Below are 18,195 nucleotides of genomic sequence, written 5' to 3' on the forward strand. Positions count from 1 at the left end.
ATCAAGTCTTTGATGCGCCACTGCGACTTGCTGACGTTACGCGCTACAACTGGATCACGATAAAGGGCCAGATACGATTTCGCGGTAGACAGAACCGAGCCCGCTTCTTCTTCCGGCCTATCCATCATGTCGCGTCCAGCCGATCCAATGACCGGATGATTCTCGCCATTGACGTGACTGTACTGCGTCATTTCCATCCATAGTTCGCCAACGTCCCTGTTGGGATCGGCAAGCATGGTATCGACGTAAGGAAGCGTAGCCGGGGTGCCTTCGTGCTTTGCCTTGTACAGAACGTGCAGAATCATGCCGACCAGGAGGGCTTGCGATGTTTTCTGCCAGTGGGATTCAAGGCCCTTGCCGTCCGGATCGACAATCAGGGTCGCCAAGTTTTGAACGTCGCCAACCTCGTACTCGGTTTCAAGGCGAATTTCATCAAGCGGATTCCAGTATGCGCAACCTGTCAGGCTCGCCGGCTCAAAGCGAATAACCTTGTTACCGGCATGTTCCTTTCGCCAGCCGGCCGTCATGGCCCATAGCTCGCCTTTTAGGTCAGTGACAACGCAACTGTGAGGCCATGAAAGGAGTGTCGGAACAACCAGGCCGACACCTTTACCCGAACGAGTCGGGGCATAGCATAGGACGTGTTCAGGGCCGTTGTGACGCAGGTACTGGAGCTTGCCGGACTTGTCACGCCAGGCTCCAACATAGACGCCGCCATCGCGGCCATCGTTGCCCAATAAACTAGCGTCCTCAATGTCCTTTTTGTCAGCCCAGCGAGCCGAACCGTGTAAGTGTTCGTTAGCTTTGGATGAGTTTGAGGCGATCACCTTTGCGGCTGCGGTGACGATCAACCCCCCCGCCGCGACCAGCGTGCCGACACTGCCGGCTGCGGTCAGCGCATCGGGATAGATGCCGTTCCACTTGTGCCACCAATCAAAAATCGCCCAGGGCGCATACAGGTGGTTGTAGTTCGCACCAAGAATCGCTTGGTACTCAAATTTCCATGCAAAAAATTGGGTAGCGGCCGCCGATCCAGCGACAAAACTTGCAAGGCCAAGGGCGGGTACAACCTTAATTTTCCCTGGCTTCTTGCCTCTGGTTTGCGGCCCAACCGCATTATTGGCTTTACTCATCTGCTCCTTCCTTTTTTCGTAACTGCGCCCTTGTCATTCACGGTGACTGCATCACCCAACGAATAACGCTTGATACGGCGGGCGGTGGCCGCATCGACTGGCAACACAATGATTTCTTCGTCGCACTTCAAAAGAGCCAGGGTTTCCCCTTCTATTTGCCGGGTTCCGGCAAACAAAGCGGCGCCTTTATCGTCCTGAGTATAACGCCTATGATTCGGTATATCGAATCCTTTAGCCCGTTTTGAGGTGCGTTCCGCAATGTATTTATCCGCTGCCGACTTCGGTTGAGCCGGCATGGTTTTCTCAGGCGCAGGCGTTGGCATCGGTGGCCGTGGCATTCCTGGAACGCTGATAGGGCCATCTACGGGCAGCTCGCGAATCTTGGACATAGGCTGCAACCGTCCTCGCAACATGGCCGGTGGCTTGCCACCGACCGGGATAACGCCAGGCTTGTTGGTTGCACCAGGGCCACGCGGGTTTGTCCCTACCCTTCTTCCTGCCCCAGAAACACCCCGTCGCATGCCTCCAGCATGTTCGGCTCCTTCGTGCTGCACGTTATGAGGAACATCACGCGGCAATAGCACTTCACTTCTTTCGGGGAGGCGAACCACACCGAGTTGGGACAGCTCTCGCAGACTGTTCCCGGACAAGGCCGGCGGCTTGGGTCCAACCCCTCCAAGACAGGACTTATTTGTTTGTCCTGGTCCTCGTCGAATTCCGGTTCTGGCGGTTCTTCCGCCACGCTTTGTTCTAGATCCGCCATCACTGCTGCTAGCTGATCTTCTTCGCTCATCGGCACTTCGGTTTGGTCTACTTGATCGGTCATTGCCGTTCTCCTTACTTGTTAAACGCACCAGCTCTTGGCGCCGCGCTTCCAGCGCAGCGTCATTGAAGGTGATGTTGAGGTTTGAAGTCGCCGCGACACGGGCAATCTTCTCTTTGAATTCGTCACTGCCGTTGACGGCGATGTTCTGGCCGTAACGGTGAACAGCCATGCGCAATACGGCCTCCAACCCAGCGCGATTGGAGCCGCGCGCCACCTGGAGCGCTTCGCCATCGTCGCGAATGGCAGAGCCAGCAAAGCGATGAATTACCGTGCCGTCTTTGGTAACGCTGTCCACCTTTAAAGGCATAGGGCTTGAGCGCTTTGCAGGGCCACTACCGGCAACGGTGTCGCCGGCACGGGGCTTGGCAGGCTTGCGCGCGCGAAGTGCCTTCAGCGCTTGCTGATCCCCTTCCGTGGCCTTTGCCTGGAGCCAGTCAGCCCATGCTCTTTTTGAAAACTCGCCGTGGATAGATTGCCGCTCGGCCAGGTACTGGGTATTGGCTTTCTGGATCTCGGCATGAAGGGCTTTGCTGACCAGGGCGTATAAGAGCTTTTTGTTGACGCCGGGGCCGCTGAGCATTTTTATCGCTGCGCGCTTGAGTCGGCCCGTGCGCTTGGCGGCCTCCACAGCCTTATCTTTGCGATTCTTTGCGGCACCCCACGCCGTGGCGCGAGCATGAACTTTGATGCCCTGCTCGGCCTTATAGCGGGCATACAGCTCGGTTGTCGCCGCACTGCCAGCACTATGAATCGGCCGCCCTTCGTAACGCTTGCCTGGCTCGCCCTCCATTCCCCCAAGTTGCGACAGAGTGCTAAGCCGACCTTTGCGCATGGGTGGTGGTTTGCCACCCACCGCCACAACAGGGGGAGCTTTACGATTATGCAAACCCGGGCCGCGCTTAGCGGACGCCTTCTTTTTGGCGTCCCCTTCAAACGCCCCTAGACGTTTTTCAAGGCTCGGCTTTGACAGGTTTCGGGATACGGAACTGGCCTTTACCCCTACTCCGCGGCCATCCGTGATTACCAGACCGTTGCCGCGCTCTTGCAGCTCCAGACCGTTCTTGCGCATGACTTCATGCAAGTCATTCCAGGTATGGGCCTGAGTCAGTTGGTCTGCGCATTCACGCTTGATCCAGCCCAACAAACTTTCGATACCGGCGTGCTGCTCCATATCGTCTGCACGGTTTTCACTGCCACGCTTTCGGCCAGTGTGATTCGTGACTTGCAAGCCATGCTCACGCTCAAGAATCGCCGCCATATCGCCCATAGTCTGATAGGCACGATATGGCTCATGGATGGTGTGGCGCTCGGGGTGAATCTTGTTGATAGCGACGTGGATATGCAGGTTGTCAGTATCATGGTGAACCGCGCTAATGCGCTGGTGTTCCCCAAAGCCGATGGCGGCGCATATGCGATTTTCCACGTCACGCAAAACTTCTGCGGATGGCTGTTCACCAGGCGCAAATGAGATAAGCAGGTGATAGGTCTTGTCACCCTCCGCGCGCTGGTTTCTTTGTTGAACATGCAGAGCCTCGGTAACAGCCCAGTCCAAGGACTCGCTTTGGAAGTTCGTCAAACGAACCTCACCAACCCGCTCCTGCTTTTCTTGCGAATTGGTGATGTATTTGGCTAGGCCAGCAAAGCTGCTTAGCTTCGATTCCTTCATCGGAACATGACGCGCGATCACGGCAAGCCCAACCAGATTTTAGCGGCTAAAAAAATCATAGTTTTTTGACCGACTCGTACATGACTGCCTGGGTGTCCTCAATACGCTTGAGCAACGCGCGCACAGTTCCCTCCGTCAAGGCATGGCCGGTTGCGGCCAGCTTCTTGTCGTCTGTAAGCCAAAGTTTTAGTAGGCCGCCAAGACGCCCAAGGTCGGCATTTACTTTCACCAGGTCGCCAACGAGCTGGCTATCCAACGTGCTTTTTATCTCGTACCCAATCCCCACGTTGAGCAAATAGCTCGACACGGTAAGGCCGACCGCCTGGGCGTTCTCGGTGATTTTTGCGCGCTCGCTTGGCAAGCAATACACCTTCAAAGGCGGGCTGCTTTTCCGCGTTACGGTCTTTTGATTCGATGGCTCTTGATCTGGCATTTGCTTCTCGCTTCTGTCGGCGGCAGCCGGCGCCTCGCAGAGCAAGATCCCCCGTTGAGCACGAAGTGCGAATAAGGGGAAGTGAAGGAGGAGCCGCCCGGAACGGGTGGGCCTACTTCACCTATCTTGCCCGGCTTATCGCCGTTGATACTCCAAAACAATACCATGCACGGCGCCGTTCTCGTACCGTTTTTTCGGTATAAACGACGTTTTCCGCTCGCAATCGAGTGCAAAGCACGGTAAAACAACGGTGTGTGACAGAAAGGAACGGCAGAATTATGGAAAAACAACGGTAAAAGAACGCTAGAGGAACGCGAAAAGACTATGGCTAAGAATCTGTCAGAKCGGATCGCTGACCGGATGCGCAATAAGAAAGCCACGGTAGGAGCGCAGAACCGGGGGGCTTTTCTCGCGCTGAAAGGCGAGATTATTCAGGCCCTTGATGACCGATGGCCGATCAAGACGATATGGGAAACGCTAAATGAGGAAGGAAAGGTGACGTTCAGTTACCAGGCTTTCCGTAACTATGTGAACAGCTTGATCCTGGAATCCAAGCAAGGCGCGGCACCGAAAGCTCCAGCCGAGGAAGCACGCCCTGGAAGCCAGGCCAGCAATGAGAAAAAGACTGTGCCGACCACTCCGCGCACTCCTGCAGCGAAAGCAGATCCAGTCAAACCACCGGCACCGACTGGCTTTAACTTCGATGCAAAACCTAACAAAGAGGACTATCTGTAATGGCAAAAATCCACATGATGCTCCAGGGCAAAGGCGGTGTAGGCAAGTCGTTTGGCTGCTCGGCCTTGGCGCAGTTTTACTCGTTCAGTAACCGCGAAGTGACGTGCATTGACACCGACCCTGTGAATGCGACGTTTGCCGGTTATGAGGCGCTTAACGTGCAGCGCCTTGAAATCATGAACGATCAGAAGCAAATCAACCCTCGGAACTTCGACAATCTGATCGAGACAATCGCCACGACTGACCGTGACATCATCATTGATAACGGCTCGTCTTCCTTCGTACCACTGACCCACTACCTCATCAGTAACCAGGTGCCAGCGCTGATTAAGGATATGGGGCACGACCTCATCATTCACACGGTCGTTACTGGCGGGCAGGCTCTATTTGATACGGTTTCCGGCCTTGGCCAACTTGCGAGCCAGTTCCCTCAAGAAGCTGAGTTTGTTGTTTGGCTCAATCCGTTTTGGGGGGCAATTGAGCATGAAGGTAAGCCCTTTGAGCAAATGAAGGCTTATAAGGACAACAAGGCGCGCATCACCTCTATTGTCCACGTTCCCAACCTTGACCCGGACACGTTCGGTCAAGACCTCAGCAGAACGCTCCAGGATCGCGTCACCTTTGACCAGGCACTGGCAAACCCTGAACTCACGGTTATGAACCGCCAACGCCTGAAATTGATCCGCACCCAGCTGTTCGGCCAACTGGAGACTGCGGGGGTACTCTGATGGCCGACGACCTGGAAAGCCTCCGGCAAGAAATCTTTCGCGTCCACGGCATTTCTGTAGGCAAGGATGATCCGATCATGATCCTGTTCACCCTGAACAACCGGCTTTTAGCCGAGGGTGCCAAGGCTCAAGAGGAACAGCTTGAACAGTTCAAAAGCGAGCTGGAAGGGATTGCCTACCAGTGGGGGAATGACGCAAAGGAAAAGGCTGAGCGCATCCTGAATGCCTCCCTGACGGCCAGCAAGGAAGCTATGGCAAGTCTCATGAAGGCAAGCGCGAGTGAGGCGGCAAAGGCCATGCAAGCCGAATTCGACAAGGCATTGCGCAGGGCAGAGGCTCCCGCGCAAACCGCGCGAAACCTGGTTGTTCTCAACGTCGCAGCGTCCGTGATAACTCTGGCCGCTGCGCTACTGGTTGTCTGGTCTTCGCTGCACTAGCTGGCCAGTGGCCAGATATAAAAATGCCGGCCCTTGGGCCGGCGTTTTTTTTGACTTCCCGTCAACTGACCGAGCGATTCAAATTGAGTGATTGAGTCTGGCCCCGCCCTACCGTTGCAGACTGCTCACGCTCGACCTTGATCCGCTTATCTTGATCCTTCTTGCGCATGAGGGCTTCATGGGCGCGCTGCGCTGCGCGCATTTCATCCCAACCCTCAGCCAACTCCGGTTCAGCATGGCGCAGCTTTCTGGCCGCCATTTCCTCTACGCGGGGGCCGTGAAGCCCCATGCCGTCTTTGATGTCTCTCACGCCTTCAAGGCGCCCATGAAGGCGCTGTAAAAGCGCTTGCTGCTGCTGGATCTGACACTGCCAGTTCGCCCTGGTGCTGGGCATCGACAGGATGCCAGGCTGCTTGGCCTCGATCTGATGGAGCTTTGCTTCCTGCTGCTCAATGACTCCTTCCAAACGAACCTCGATGCGCTCCACCTGGTCGTGCTTGGCCTCCACCTGGGCCTCCAGGGCGGCCGCGTATTGAGACTCCAAAGGAGATGCCTCTAACAGCGCCTGTTGCTCGCCATGGGCGTCTTCTGCTTGCTGTTGCAGGGCGTCAGCCTCTGAAACTACTGTTCCTACCGATCTGGCTGGAACGTCCGACAGGGGCTTTACGGGCTTATGCGACTTGTCGTTAACAGCATTCATAAGGACACTCCATTTTAGCGGCTAAAATTAGCGCTTCACCCCCCTGCTCTGCGTTTGCGTCGGGGTATCCACCTGAGCGCGACCGGACTCCGCGCTGTAGGTGATGACTTTCGCGCTACCAATTTCAGGTACTTTATCGAAATCTGAGCGCTTATGCTGCACAAAATCGCGTCCGCTCTGTTGGTAAATACTTTCCTTGTTAGCGTGTAGGATCACGCCACTGTGCGCAGCCGTTTTGTCGGCCTGCTGGGACAAGTAAATGTTGTAAATGGCCGGCTTCAACGCTCCGGCTTTCTCCACATTCACGGTTTCCCACTTACCAGGCGCTTTCTCATCCTGAACGAGCTTCTGTCCGTTCATCACAAGTAGGCGCTGCTTCATTTATTGCTCCGTTAATCGCTGCTTAGCGATAACTAAAAAAGTGTGTCGGGGCCAGCGGCCCCGAATCCTCCGATTTTTATATCGTTGGAATCATTCTAGCCACTCTTTATTCGATAAATATGATTTATTTACAGGGCATTAATGCCGCAAGTCATTATTGCGCATAGGTTTTTTTGACTTTTGACGGCGGAAATTTGGCAGGTGGATTTTTCGATCCCTATTCCCCCTGAAATCTCAGCAGCTTTCTGAGGGCTGCGAGTCCTCATAAGGTGTGTTTATTGGTTGCGCGGCGCTGTGCACCACGTCTATTTTTAGACGTGTCACAATAGTGGCCTAGCCATCGGACACAGCTGAGCATCACGTTTGAGCACGGACACTCTCCTACCCAAGATTTCTGAAGTAAAAGGCCAACCCACGTGGGTTGATAGCAATCTTCCCGACCTGCGTACCTTGGAACGTGAGCTGCGTACACACGCCCTTGAGGAAGTCACTGCGGCGACCACCCATGAAGACGCCATCGAGGTGACAGCTCAGCACCTGGGATTCATTGACCCTGCGATCTTGTCCATAACCGTCGAGACGCCTATGGGTGATGTGACGATCCTGCGCAGCAGCATCTATCACATCGTCGAAAAACGACTGGATGCTCGTGAGCGCTACGTGAGATTGGCTTTAGATACGCTCACAGGGCCGCTGGAAGTCTGGAAAGTGGCCTTCACGGACGGCACTGACCGTCTGGCTTTCATCGGTGCGTATGAGTCGAAGCGGCAGATGCTAGTAAGCGTTGTGTTCTTCGAGGGCCAGATGCTCTGGAACTTTATGCACACGGACGCCAAATCGCTCAACAAGCATCGTCATGGCGAGCTGCTGTACAAGCGCTACACGCTTTTTTGAGAGCAAAGAAAAAGGGCTACTGGTGACAGTAGCCCTCGAATTTGAAGCTTGATATTCATATACACACCCTCAAGCAGGGGTGTGGAGGTCTCACCCTACGCCGATGTTCAGCCATCGCCGGGGTTCCTACGCCAGTCATTGCCGCTGAAGGCCACTGGTTTCGCGCTCACTTGCAATCATATACAAGGTGACACTTGTGTCAACCAAATTTGATGAATGCCCGTTATTTTACGGGGGGTTCCGTGACCTTGAATGACCCCCAATGGTGTCTTTTCAGCGCTACGAAAAGTGCAGCGCGCGCCAGGCGCGCGCCTTAAAATGTTTAGCCTTCGACCAGGGCAACCATTTTTGCAGTAGTAAGGTCAGCCTCAAATTCCTCGCCGCTGATCTCGTTCTTGAACCAGGCCAGGCCGGTTTCAGTTGGGCGCTTGGTCTGGATCAGACGGCAAAGGTCGCCGTTGATTTCGACCTGGACAATAGCCTTCTTGATCTTGGTAGGGTCTGCTTCTTTCGGCGGCTTCTTCCCGCCATCGCTGGCCCCTTCCTCTCCGCCTTCTCCGCCTTCATCGTCGTCATTCTCGGCGTCCGTCTTGCCGTTGAATGCGTCGATGGTATGAGGGTCGCGCTCGGTCCCCTCATCCAGAAACTCCCGCAACAGCTTGACGGAACCGCGTGTGATTTCTTGGTTCTCGTCTGCCAGCCAGTCGGCTACCTCTTGAGGCTTGTCCTTGTGGGCAGTTAGCAGCTCGTTGACCAGGGTAATGTCAGCGATACGGCCGCTATCGAACGCCTGAGCGATTACAGGGGGCAAATTGAGTAAGGCTGCGTGTTGCGTGATGTATGCCGGCGACTTGCCCCAGCGTTTGGCAATCTCGCCTTTTTTCATGCCTGACGCCAAACGCTGGTCAATGAGCTTGGCTATTTCTCGCGCCGTGTGCCCCTCGCGCTGGATGTTCGCCACCACCTGGTCATCAGGCACAAAGTCGTTGTCCACGATTGCACGGATGGTCGTCTTATGTGCCCATTTGGAGCCGCGAAAGCGCCGCGCTCCATCGTTGATGATGTAGTGTCCTGGCTTGTCCGGGTTCTCCCGTACCGAAATGGGTTGCTTCACACCGCGAGCTTTAATAGTCGCGCCGATTTCAGCAATCATTTCAGGGCGAAAGCCTGGGTTGTCTTCCAGACGCGGCTGATGGGGATCTTCGTCAATCAGAGTAAGGTCCAGCTCCTTCAGAGCGCTTTCCTCAGCGGCCGTCTGAGTCTTCAGGAGGCCCGAAAGTTTCATACCACCCAATCCCATTCCGCCGGGCTTCTTCGGCGTAACAGCGGCTTCCTGGGGCTTCTTGTCGGTATTGGCGCTCATTGGATAACCTCCATCTTTTCAAACACGTACTGAGTCATTGCACAAATCTCTTTTGTCGCATCACGCGCAGCGGTTTTCTTGATTTCCCACACGGGCATTTGATTACCCAGCGCCTCAGCGATGCTGTCACGTTGGCGGATGTCAAAAGGCATTACCAAGTCGGCATAGGCTTCGCGCAAGATCGCCATGTTTTCAACGTGACGCGGAATCTTGACGTTGTAGCGGTTCGGCAGCATTCCGAGGAATTGAAGGGCCGGGTTTGCTTCGCGCAGGTTCTGAATCACGGCCACCATTTTTTCCATGCCCTGCAGGCTGTATGGCTCCAGCTCCACCGGAGACATAACAAAATCAGCGCTCAACAGTGCCGATGCCATTACGTTGCTGAGGAATGGCGGCGTGTCGATCAGGCAAACATCGAAATACTGCGAAAGCGCCTCAACATGGGTGCGCAACAGCGTTGCAGCATCTTCCAGGTCAAGCTTTTCAATGTTGGCCAAGCGATCATCATTGTGAATCAGGGTGATACCCGAATTATCGCGGTCGGCAAAAAATGACAACACAAGGTCTGGCGAATCATCAAACATCTGGCTAGCGAACAGGCCGCACGCATGGGCCTCTAGGGTGTAGCTCGCGTTGCCCTGTGGATCGAGGTCGATCACAGCCACGCGCAGGCCACGGCGCGCACCATCGAACGCTAGGTGGCAGGTCGTCATGGTCTTCCCTTGCCCCCCCTTCTGAATCGCATTTGCCAGTGTCTTCATCTTCATTTTTAAGATTCCGTTTTTTTGTGTGCCTGTTCCCACTTCTTCACAATGAACGCCTGGTGCGCTGGAAGAATCGCCGTTACCCGCTCGTACCCGCTCGGGACTGCACTCTGCTCCTGGAACGCTGACCACACTCGCCGTACTGCCTGCGAGATTGCCCCCGCCGTCAATTTCAACTCCTGCGCGTAGTGCGCTTGAGGTTTGCCCAATACCAAAACCCCGTGCGCTATCTCCAGCGTCTGAGGCGATACATTCAGGTCTTTGGTTGTTTCCGCAAACTGGGCCTCGGTCATGGTTTTTTTGGTCATGGATCATACCCATAATTAGCTCCGCACCTGGCAAGTTGATCAAAGCGGTGTCCGCCGCTGCATGCCTAGAAGTTTAGCTAAACTATAGTGTACGGTCAAGAATTTTAGCCGCTAAAATCCATTTATTTAGCTAAATAAAAAGGCCCCATAGGGCCTTTATCGTCATTTCTCAGATTTCTCGCTAACCGTCGGCTTGGTCAACCACAACCCAACACTTGGCGCCGTTTTGGTCGTCACCACCTTCGGCAATAAACACGTGACCACCTTCGTCTACGGCGTAAGCTCCAGGACGTTCATGAACCGCATCCCGTAGGCAGTTTTTCCATCCATACACTTCACCTTGCCAGACCAGCACAACACCATCACGGTGATCCTGGTTGCCTGCACGCCATTTGGCGACGGTTGCGTGTAGCGCGCCGATAAGCTGATTCATTGTCGATTCCCTATCTGTTTGTAGGTAGATCCTGCCGACCCTTCGCGTGGTGAAATTGAGTTACTTAACGCCTTTGGGCTTGAACACCGACACAAAGAAGGTGAGTGCTACCAGGGCTGCGAAGTGCAGGGTAAATGTCCATCCTGCGTGGCTGCCTGGAGTGTCCCAGTGCCAAAGCATCAACACCCCTTGAAATACTACGTCGAGAGCCAGCAGCCAGCGTAGAACCGGCCAAACGAGCGCGACAACAACCCACAAAACCTTAACGGCCCCCGAGAAAGCCTTTTTAGTCGCACCAGGCCCGCTAGGCGCTTTTAGAGATGCCGACTCAGGAACAGCATTAAGGGCCTCTTGGGCGCCTTCGCTACCTGGAAACTTGTATACGTTGTTAGCCATAACTTGACCCCTCCCATGCGATTGCATGAACATGCTACCTGCAAGCACCTGGCTTGGGCTTGATGTGTCCGCATCGGGTCAAGTGCCCCGGAGCAATCCGGGGCGCTTCAATCACCGTGGCGGATAAGCCAGGCTTTTTGCCTTCTCTACAGCTTCCGCTGAAAACTTCCCTTTGGCGTCACCTTCCAAGCTGCAAGCCGACAGGTTAGCTCGCTCTCTTAGCTGTTCCGCTTGGCGGGTCAGCAGTTGAGCCTTGTGCGTTGCTTCTGCCGCCTGGCGAGTCAACTCCTGAATGGTGTCTCGGCGCTGTTGCAGGTCTGTGGTTACAACCCCTGGCAGTAAATCAATCCAAGGCATAATACGCTGCTGATTCATCGGGTTCCGACTCCGGTCATTGACCTGGGCAAATTGCCCGGCCTTGAATTGCATTATAGGGCTTAAAGTCCTATTTTTCCATATTTATTTAGCTAAAGATCGAATTTTAGCCGCTAAAATTCTTATTTATGGTGTCCAACCCATATGCGCTCTATGCCCGCCATATCGGCCAAAATAGCCCACGCGGCATAGGGAATAGGTGCATCGCCGCCAGTCCAGCGGCGGATTTGTCTGCCACCATGAATGCCTAACAGTTTTGCAGCGTCGGCCCCACTAAGACCTCTTGGCGGATCAATTCGCAAAAGTATTTCCCGAACCTCTTCCGGGGTAGGCTGCTCCCAACCAGCCGCTGGCCGGAAACACTCCGGCCTAATGTCAAACCTGACAGTATCTGTCATTCGCTGTCTCTCTTTTCTGTTCTGGTGTCCATCCGGGCTTTTGCCCTGGCCTGGTTGAGTCTTGTCTTTGCCGATTCAGCCCATTTCCGAACCTGGAACGCCTGGTGTGCAGGCAACACGGCATCGACCAACACAAAACCTGGGGGAATGCTCACGTCTAATTTAGACAGTTCCCTATCCAGTATCTCAAGAATGCTTAGGTCATAGGAAATATGAGCCTCATGCAATTCCATCGTGTGCCTACAGGCATTAAGTGGACTGCCGGAATAGCAAACCATCAGGTCATAATCCCCCACTTCATCCAGCCCCCGCCGCTTGAGGTCGTCGTGCTTCGCGATGGATCGAGCAAGCGTTGCGCGGTATGTCTGTATTCGTTTTTCTAACTTCAACTTTCGCTTAATTGGCTCGCTCGTCAGACTGTCTAAATCAGCGCTAGAGTCGGGCACAGTACCCGCTGGTCGCGGCCCTACATCCTTTCCCCACGGGTACTGCGCCAGTAACTGCGCTATCGCCTCCTTGTCGGCTTCGTTGCGTACCTGGCTGGCCTTTTCGTCGAATGTCATTGGTCTGTCCCAGTAGAAAAAAGCCCGGTGGTTAACCGGGCCTTTTGATCAGTCAATGGCGGTCAAAATGGCTTGCACTTCCGCGTGTTCCAGCGCGAATTCTCGCAACTTGTGGTAAAGGTCAATGAACCGATCTGACTCGTTTTCAGGGATGCGTGCCGCCAAAAGACGGCCCAATACGAAAAGCATCAGCGTGACCCCCGCAGCCTCTGCACTCATGCGCTCGGAGCAATAATTATCTGCGATCACCACATGCTGCTCTTTGTCAGTGTCCAGCGCTGCAAAAAAGCCGCCGTTACTGAGGGTGTAAAAATTCCAGTACCCGCCCTGGTAGTCCTGCACAAAACGATCGGCATGGACGTACAGCAGGTTTTCACCGGCCATGAAGTATTTGCCGAAGTAGGTAGGGAAGAAGTCGAGGCGGTCAGCATCTGCAACGATGGTGGAGGTAACGGGGGTGATTTCTTGATCTTGAATAGTCATCGGTTTGTTCCGGTATTGACCTGAGCTACATGCCCGGCCTTCAGGAACAAGTATAGGGCTTAAAGCCCTATGCCGTCAAACTGTTTTAGTGGATTCTGTCGTTCTGCGAGTAATTTTCGCAGGGACTTACTACCCGCAAAATAGGCCGCTGCGAAGGCTTGGCATCCTTCGCGTGGAGCTGCGCCAGACGCTCTACAGACGCCGCCAGCCGATCTTTAAGGGCCTGGACTGCGCTAGTCCACTGATCCAAATCGTAAGCAGTGGCACGCTTGCAGGAGAGCAAGGCACTCTCATCCAATACACGATTGGCGACTTCTTGCCAGCCCTGAACCTCACGCACTCCAACGCAAGCATGGTAGTGACTGTTTGCCAGGCGAAAAACGCGATCAGTTTCAGCGCGCAGAACGGCAACTTTGACAGTATTCATCGGATGAACTCCGGTAAATGACCTGGGCAAACTGCCCGGCCTCTGCGTAGTATTGTAGGGCTTCAAGACCTACGCGGCAAGATTTTTTGGCCTGATTGCTAACACTTGGGGGGCTTTCCGGCACTTCCCTTTTGGTGTCCAACCTGCCTTGCACTCTCGAATGAGAACGAAAATACTGTCCATTTTTTGAATGGCTAAGGGTCATATGGCTGTCGATTGGAAGACCGTAGGCTTACCGAGATGGTATGACTGCAAGCTGGGACGCTTGAAAGACCAGGCCCTGGCACGGCTTGTTGGTACAACGAAAGGCCGAATCCGCGCCCGACGCCTGGCGTTAGGAATTGCGGCATGTTCGGTCAATCAAGTAATTGAGCCTTTCCGTCACTTGTTAGGGGTCGAATCAGATCGCGTTATTGCCGCTCGATGCGGCGCGTCCATTTCCAGCGTGACAACCTATCGCGAATCTCTAGGCATCCCGGCGAAGCCTCGGCCAGTCCCGCTTACACGACAGCAACGTATCCCCTTAGATCATCCTGTGAGGCCCTACAAGGCGCTTCTCGGCCTTGTCAGTGACCAGGACATTGCGAATCTTGCAGGCGTGTCTCTCGCCACAGCCAAGGCATCGCGGGAGGCATTCGACTTCAAGCCTGCAGCACCATTGCCAGAAACTCCTGAACCGGCCTCGATACCGAATTATCAAGGCCCGTGGCTTGGGTACGAGTCGTTGTTTGGCAGCATGTCTGCGGCAAAAATCAGTAGGTCAGTGGGGGTGCCTTTCTCAGTCGTTGAACAGCGACAGGCGTTCTTGGGGTTGTACGCCGGAATCCCAGAAATTTCCGTCAGCCCAGCTCCAGTCCCGCCACGAGCGCATCCAGGGGACGGTAGAGAAAACGGACAAAATCGTACGCTAAGCATGCGGCCTGTCAGGTTGAGGCCATAGAGTTTGACGTTTAGGCGTCAGATAATGCAGAAAGCGGCCCTAGTCTGACGCGCAGGTGGTGAGCCGACTGACGCCCAGTTGAGGTGTACTTCAACTGGACGCGACAGCGGGTTACGTTGGTTTCAGCGGTAAACTTCTCGAGGGTTGCCAAGCTGTACAACCAGTATCCGGGGTAGATCAAGCAGTCGTGTCACCAGCCGCCATTTCGATCACGGCAATGGCAGCCGGGCGTTCACGTTCAAATTGTTCCGGTCTGGATGAGGCCGACTGACGTCTCGGATGGCGCGTGACATACGAGCGCTGTGACTCCTGCAGGGGCGACTCAACAGCCTGACCGGACGGCGAGCATCGGCCCTTCTCACGTATTCGTCATGTCAGCTTTGACGCTGCGCACGCGACGGCACCCGACCCTCACCCGACGGTCACTGAGGCAAAGACTGAGCGGCGCTTTTCCGAGCGAAGCTGTCGTTCCAGCAACAAGCCTCTACAACCTCGCAATAAAGACGAGCTGTGTTCAAATCGTCTGAGCAACCTCCATGGAAGCTTGGGCGCATCACCTTACTCAGACGGATGATTATTAAAACTTCGGTTTGAAGAGGGCCAACAGCCCAAGGCAACCCGTTGGATCGTCAGCAAAGCGCTCTGCAACCAATCGGCTATTCATGAACTGCGAGAATCCCGGCGTCGCTTGTACGGCTGGATCAGACAAATCTCGAAATCCCATCGACCAGTCCGAAAACATTCGCTCATCGGCCTCGCCGTCCAGAAGCATTGTCGCGCCGCGATGGCGAGGGTCTTTCACAATGGTCTGATACAGCGCCTGCACGACGGTTCGCTCACCCTCGAGCAACTGGATGAAATCCCCGTCTTTGTAGAGCAGCAGTCCGGTCACTCCCAGGCGATTGTTCTTCTCACGAGCCTTTGAAAGCAGCTCAAGCAGGGCCGATTTACTGAACAGCTCCGAGGCTGCGCTCACGTATACAACGCGATAAATTGGGGTTGGCATAGCCCTCGTTCTCTGATGGGTAATTTTTTATTCAGTAATCGAGTGCTGTCGAGTCCGCCGATTGATCAGGCGTTCTTCAGCACCCCTTGATGCTGCGTGACGAGCCGGTCCAGCGTGCTGACAAGGTTGCGTCCCGCTTCTTCGGCCTTGATTTTGTCCTTGGAGTCGAGAATCCCTGCGGCATCGAAACGCATCTCGTCCTCGATGCCAGCAAAGGCCATGGCCCATTCGCCGAAGCTACGCTCCTCGATCGGCTCAAAATGCAACACGGTAACCTGCCCATGGCGGCTATCGAGCTGGATGTTCTCGAATAGTTCCTCCAAGACCTCCTCAGGGCCTTCGATAACCTGGCAAAAATAGCCGCCCGAGTAGAGCAGCGCACCCGTCACGTTCAGTGCCGGATTGTTCTTGTGGGCACTGGCCAGGATGGATTTGATTTCTGCCTCGATTACGTCACGGTCGCCCTTGATCGTGTTCTTGCTGATGTAGGCCAGGCTATACAGTGCGTTCATCGTCATGCTCCGTGAGAGAAGGTTTTGATGTAGTGCGAAATCTCGCCGGCTGGCAAGGGCTTGGAGTAGAAGTAGCCTTGAATGAGGTTGGCGCCCAGTAGCCGGACTTCATCGAGTTGGCGTTGGGTTTCGACACCCTCCACGACGGCGGTAATCTCGAATGTGTCTGCCAGTGAAAAGATTGCCTGGATCAGCTTGTGGCTGCGTCGGACCTCGTCGGGCGACTCCGAGTCCAGATCCTTGATGAAGGAGCGGTCCAGCTTCAGGTAATCCAACGGAAGCTGGTGCAACTGCGTCAGGGACGAATAGCCCGTACCAAAGTCGTCGAGCGCAATTCTGCAGCCCATCTGCTTCAGCTGGCGGAGGGTTTCACCCATGGTTTCGACAAACGCACTCGACTCAGTGACTTCCAGCTTGATCAGGCTGGGGTCGAGTTGGGACTGCGCGAGAGCCTGTGAAACCGTATTGAGCAGAATCGCCGGCGCGATGAATTGGCTCGGGCTGATATTGATGCTCACCCCGATCCTGAGGTCATTGGCGCCGTTGGGCCAGACTGCAGCGTCCGCGATGGCCTTCTGAATGACCCAGCTTCCCAGGACGTCCATCACCTGGATTTGCTCGGCCATGGGGATGAACAACGCCGGCGAGATGAAGCCTTTCTCGGGATGCAGCCACCGCATGAGCGCTTCGAATGCGTGAATCTGCCCGGTCTTGCAGTCGATGATTGGCTGGTAGTGAATCTGAAACTCATCATTGGCCAGGGCCCGATGCAACTCAACATGGTGATTGACGAGTGAAACCCGCAGGTCGTTCTCGAGCCGATGAGCCTGCCGTGCCTGGTCTTCCATCTCGGGTTTGTAAAAACTCGCCCGGCTCTGAGTGGACTTTGCGGCATGCAAAGCGATTTCCGAACCCTGCAATAGCAAGGCCGCGACCGGCAACGAAGAGTCCATCGTTGCAACACCGATCCGCACGCTGAGCACGATGATTTCACCGCGCACTGCGAAAGGTCGCCGGGTAAAGTCATCGAGACGTTCGATCGTGTCGTCAACGGCATGCAGCCCTTCGAACAGCAGGCAAAAGTGGTCGCCGTGAGCCCTGGCGATGTACAAGGCGTTCGGGAAGGTTTTCTGCAGCCGCTTGGCGGTCATCGTGATGATCTTGTCCGCCACGGCCCCGCCCAAGCTGCTGTTGATGCTGCCGAAGCGGGATATCTGGACCGACAGCAAGGTCAAGTCTCGCTTGCCAAGCGCGTCTTGCTCTTGCAGCGCCGCCTCCAGCCCGAGCCGGTTCAGCAGTCCAGTCAGGGGGTCTTGGTGTATCGACGAGATGTCCATTGGATTGTCCTAAGCGCCGCGCCTGATCGTACGCTATCTCAAGCCTGCTGCATATTGGCCAGATGAGTCTCAAACGCCTCAAGTTGCAAGGGCTTTGCAAAATAGAAGCCCTGAAAGCCATCACAACCATTGCCCACCAAGGCCTCGATTTGAGCGGCTTCCTCCACCCCTTCCGCAATGAGCCGCAGGTTGAGCGCTTTTGACAGGGCAACGATGCTCCGCACGATGGCCAGACTGTTGGCTGAATGTGGCAAATTCCTCACGAACGAGCGGTCGATCTTCAACTCGTCCAGCGGCAGCCGCTGGCCGCCTGCCGCCGACCGCGGTCTGGCTCGAAAGCAGTCAGTCAACGCGCCGTTTCATCGTTGCCATGATTGTTTCTTAATCGCGCACAGGCGGCCACAGGCGGGCCGTGTGAACCAGCGTCAGTATCCACGCCGTTTCGCCGTCGATCTGGTACACCAGGCGATAGCTTTCATGCGGGATCAACTCGCGGGTGTCAGGAACGATTCCCGGCTTGCCCAACATGGGGTGCTGGGTCAACCGGGCGGCCGCATCGCTGAAAATCTCATCCATCCGGGCCGCCGCGCGCGGATTGTCGCTGCGATGTAGTCCCACACATCGGCACGGTCTTGCTGCGCTTCGGGCGTCCAGACAACTCTCACGACTGCCTCGCCACACTGGCACGCCGTGCGGCGAATTCGGCCTCAACTTCATCGTTCGATCGCCCCAATCCAGCGCGCATTGAAGCCCGGCCGGCCTCGACCTTGCGGCGCAGGAACTCGTCGTACTCGCGCGACTTGCGCTGGCTCTGAATGAACTCGCGCATCAACTCGCGCAGGACTTGCGACGCCGGGCGATGGGCCGCTTCGGCTTCGGCCATGAACTCGGCGCGCAACTCGGGCTCCAGCTTCATCGTGAAAACGGCTTGTTTTGACATGATCGGGGCCTCCTGCC

At 55.3% G+C, this 18,195-nt stretch carries 24 protein-coding genes; 4 read left to right on the top strand and 20 right to left on the bottom strand.

Translation table 11 applies throughout. The features are described 5' to 3' along the window. The 3 genes from AC1DSG_RS00465 to traJ form a co-directional block, all read right to left on the bottom strand. Positions 1 to 1,133, bottom strand: a 1,133-nt coding sequence (locus AC1DSG_RS00465) for a type IV secretory system conjugative DNA transfer family protein (RefSeq protein WP_477789111.1), incomplete at its 3' end; no start/stop codon positions are given. Next, on the bottom strand, positions 1,130 to 3,646 hold the full coding sequence (gene traI, locus AC1DSG_RS00470) for a TraI/MobA(P) family conjugative relaxase (protein ID WP_477789112.1): 2,517 nt from the start codon (positions 3,644 to 3,646) through the stop codon (positions 1,130 to 1,132). The genes traI and AC1DSG_RS00465, both read right to left, overlap by 4 nt. Before the next feature lie 34 nt (positions 3,647 to 3,680). Continuing rightward, the gene (traJ, locus tag AC1DSG_RS00475) at positions 3,681 to 4,058 is read right to left on the bottom strand and encodes a conjugal transfer transcriptional regulator TraJ (RefSeq protein ID WP_153438255.1); all 378 of its coding nucleotides are present in this window, start codon (positions 4,056 to 4,058) and stop codon (positions 3,681 to 3,683) included. Positions 4,059 to 4,382: 324 nt separating this feature from the next. Here traJ and AC1DSG_RS00480 point away from each other — a divergent pair, with 324 nt between their 5' ends. From AC1DSG_RS00480 to AC1DSG_RS00490, 3 genes are read left to right on the top strand one after another with little or no spacing between them, the layout of a single operon-like run. Further along, positions 4,383 to 4,793 carry a TraK family protein gene (locus AC1DSG_RS00480; RefSeq protein ID WP_477789113.1) on the top strand — a complete coding sequence of 137 codons (411 nt, stop codon included), beginning with the start codon at positions 4,383 to 4,385 and terminating at the stop codon, positions 4,791 to 4,793. Continuing rightward, a complete protein-coding gene (locus AC1DSG_RS00485) occupies positions 4,793 to 5,521 on the top strand; it encodes a nucleotide-binding protein (protein WP_120266791.1) in 729 nt (242 codons plus the stop codon). Before AC1DSG_RS00480 ends, AC1DSG_RS00485 begins: the two co-directional genes overlap by 1 nt. Further along, a complete protein-coding gene (locus AC1DSG_RS00490; protein ID WP_086799752.1) occupies positions 5,521 to 5,958 on the top strand; it encodes a conjugal transfer protein TraM in 438 nt (145 codons plus the stop codon). The genes AC1DSG_RS00485 and AC1DSG_RS00490 overlap by 1 nt, the downstream gene beginning before the upstream one ends. 61 nt (positions 5,959 to 6,019) lie before the next feature. Here the strand turns inward: AC1DSG_RS00490 and AC1DSG_RS00495 are convergent, their stop codons facing one another. Then, positions 6,020 to 6,658: an IncP plasmid survival protein KfrC family protein gene (locus AC1DSG_RS00495; protein WP_477789114.1), complete on the bottom strand. Its 639-nt coding sequence runs from the start codon at positions 6,656 to 6,658 to the stop codon at positions 6,020 to 6,022. Between the two features lie 27 nt (positions 6,659 to 6,685). Further along, complete coding sequence (locus tag AC1DSG_RS00500) at positions 6,686 to 7,039, bottom strand: KfrB domain-containing protein (protein WP_477789115.1); 354 nt, start codon at positions 7,037 to 7,039, stop codon at positions 6,686 to 6,688. A gap of 363 nt (positions 7,040 to 7,402) precedes the next feature. On the opposite strand from AC1DSG_RS00500, the gene AC1DSG_RS00505 reads away from it, so the two are divergent. After that, positions 7,403 to 7,933, top strand: a complete 531-nt coding sequence (locus tag AC1DSG_RS00505; protein WP_477789116.1) for a PBECR2 nuclease fold domain-containing protein — start codon at positions 7,403 to 7,405, stop codon at positions 7,931 to 7,933. 322 nt (positions 7,934 to 8,255) lie between these two features. Here the strand turns inward: AC1DSG_RS00505 and AC1DSG_RS00510 are convergent, their stop codons facing one another. The 15 genes from AC1DSG_RS00510 to AC1DSG_RS00580 form a co-directional block, all read right to left on the bottom strand. Next, complete coding sequence (locus tag AC1DSG_RS00510) at positions 8,256 to 9,296, bottom strand: ParB/RepB/Spo0J family partition protein (protein ID WP_477789117.1); 1,041 nt, start codon at positions 9,294 to 9,296, stop codon at positions 8,256 to 8,258. Continuing rightward, positions 9,293 to 10,063 (bottom strand): ParA family protein, encoded by a 771-nt coding sequence (locus tag AC1DSG_RS00515; protein WP_471870958.1) that lies wholly within the window; start codon positions 10,061 to 10,063, stop codon positions 9,293 to 9,295. Before AC1DSG_RS00515 ends, AC1DSG_RS00510 begins: the two co-directional genes overlap by 4 nt. Before the next feature lie 2 nt (positions 10,064 to 10,065). Then, complete coding sequence (locus tag AC1DSG_RS00520) at positions 10,066 to 10,368, bottom strand: TrfB-related DNA-binding protein (RefSeq protein WP_120266786.1); 303 nt, start codon at positions 10,366 to 10,368, stop codon at positions 10,066 to 10,068. Between the two features lie 181 nt (positions 10,369 to 10,549). Next, positions 10,550 to 10,801, bottom strand: a complete 252-nt coding sequence (locus AC1DSG_RS00525; RefSeq protein ID WP_153438244.1) for an antirestriction protein ArdR — start codon at positions 10,799 to 10,801, stop codon at positions 10,550 to 10,552. A 60-nt stretch (positions 10,802 to 10,861) separates the two neighbouring features. Continuing rightward, the gene (gene kleE / locus AC1DSG_RS00530; protein WP_477789118.1) at positions 10,862 to 11,197 is read right to left on the bottom strand and encodes a KleE stable inheritance protein; all 336 of its coding nucleotides are present in this window, start codon (positions 11,195 to 11,197) and stop codon (positions 10,862 to 10,864) included. Between the two features lie 111 nt (positions 11,198 to 11,308). After that, the gene (gene kleA / locus AC1DSG_RS00535; RefSeq protein WP_120266802.1) at positions 11,309 to 11,572 is read right to left on the bottom strand and encodes a stable inheritance protein KleA; all 264 of its coding nucleotides are present in this window, start codon (positions 11,570 to 11,572) and stop codon (positions 11,309 to 11,311) included. A 394-nt stretch (positions 11,573 to 11,966) separates the two neighbouring features. After that, the gene (locus AC1DSG_RS00540) at positions 11,967 to 12,533 is read right to left on the bottom strand and encodes a hypothetical protein (RefSeq protein WP_477789119.1); all 567 of its coding nucleotides are present in this window, start codon (positions 12,531 to 12,533) and stop codon (positions 11,967 to 11,969) included. Positions 12,534 to 12,581: 48 nt separating this feature from the next. Then, entirely contained in the window at positions 12,582 to 13,016 is a 435-nt protein-coding gene (locus tag AC1DSG_RS00545; RefSeq protein WP_477789120.1) for an antirestriction protein, read from the bottom strand. 85 nt (positions 13,017 to 13,101) lie between these two features. Beyond that, complete coding sequence (locus AC1DSG_RS00550; RefSeq protein ID WP_477789121.1) at positions 13,102 to 13,443, bottom strand: hypothetical protein; 342 nt, start codon at positions 13,441 to 13,443, stop codon at positions 13,102 to 13,104. Positions 13,444 to 14,960: 1,517 nt separating this feature from the next. Next, positions 14,961 to 15,389 carry a BLUF domain-containing protein gene (locus AC1DSG_RS00555; RefSeq protein ID WP_123085817.1) on the bottom strand — a complete coding sequence of 143 codons (429 nt, stop codon included), beginning with the start codon at positions 15,387 to 15,389 and terminating at the stop codon, positions 14,961 to 14,963. Positions 15,390 to 15,454: 65 nt separating this feature from the next. Then, positions 15,455 to 15,901, bottom strand: coding sequence for a BLUF domain-containing protein (locus AC1DSG_RS00560; RefSeq protein ID WP_199918485.1), 447 nt, complete (start codon positions 15,899 to 15,901; stop codon positions 15,455 to 15,457). A gap of 2 nt (positions 15,902 to 15,903) precedes the next feature. Continuing rightward, complete coding sequence (locus AC1DSG_RS00565; RefSeq protein WP_199918486.1) at positions 15,904 to 17,238, bottom strand: putative bifunctional diguanylate cyclase/phosphodiesterase; 1,335 nt, start codon at positions 17,236 to 17,238, stop codon at positions 15,904 to 15,906. Between the two features lie 38 nt (positions 17,239 to 17,276). Further along, entirely contained in the window at positions 17,277 to 17,588 is a 312-nt protein-coding gene (locus tag AC1DSG_RS00570; protein WP_199918487.1) for an EAL domain-containing protein, read from the bottom strand. 31 nt (positions 17,589 to 17,619) lie between these two features. After that, entirely contained in the window at positions 17,620 to 17,814 is a 195-nt protein-coding gene (locus AC1DSG_RS00575; RefSeq protein ID WP_459213830.1) for a type II toxin-antitoxin system RelE/ParE family toxin, read from the bottom strand. 85 nt (positions 17,815 to 17,899) lie between these two features. Then, positions 17,900 to 18,178 carry a hypothetical protein gene (locus tag AC1DSG_RS00580; protein WP_012585367.1) on the bottom strand — a complete coding sequence of 93 codons (279 nt, stop codon included), beginning with the start codon at positions 18,176 to 18,178 and terminating at the stop codon, positions 17,900 to 17,902. Between the last annotated feature and the right edge of the window lie 17 nt (positions 18,179 to 18,195).

It is taken from the genome of Pseudomonas sp. P5_A12, from assembly GCF_056400685.1.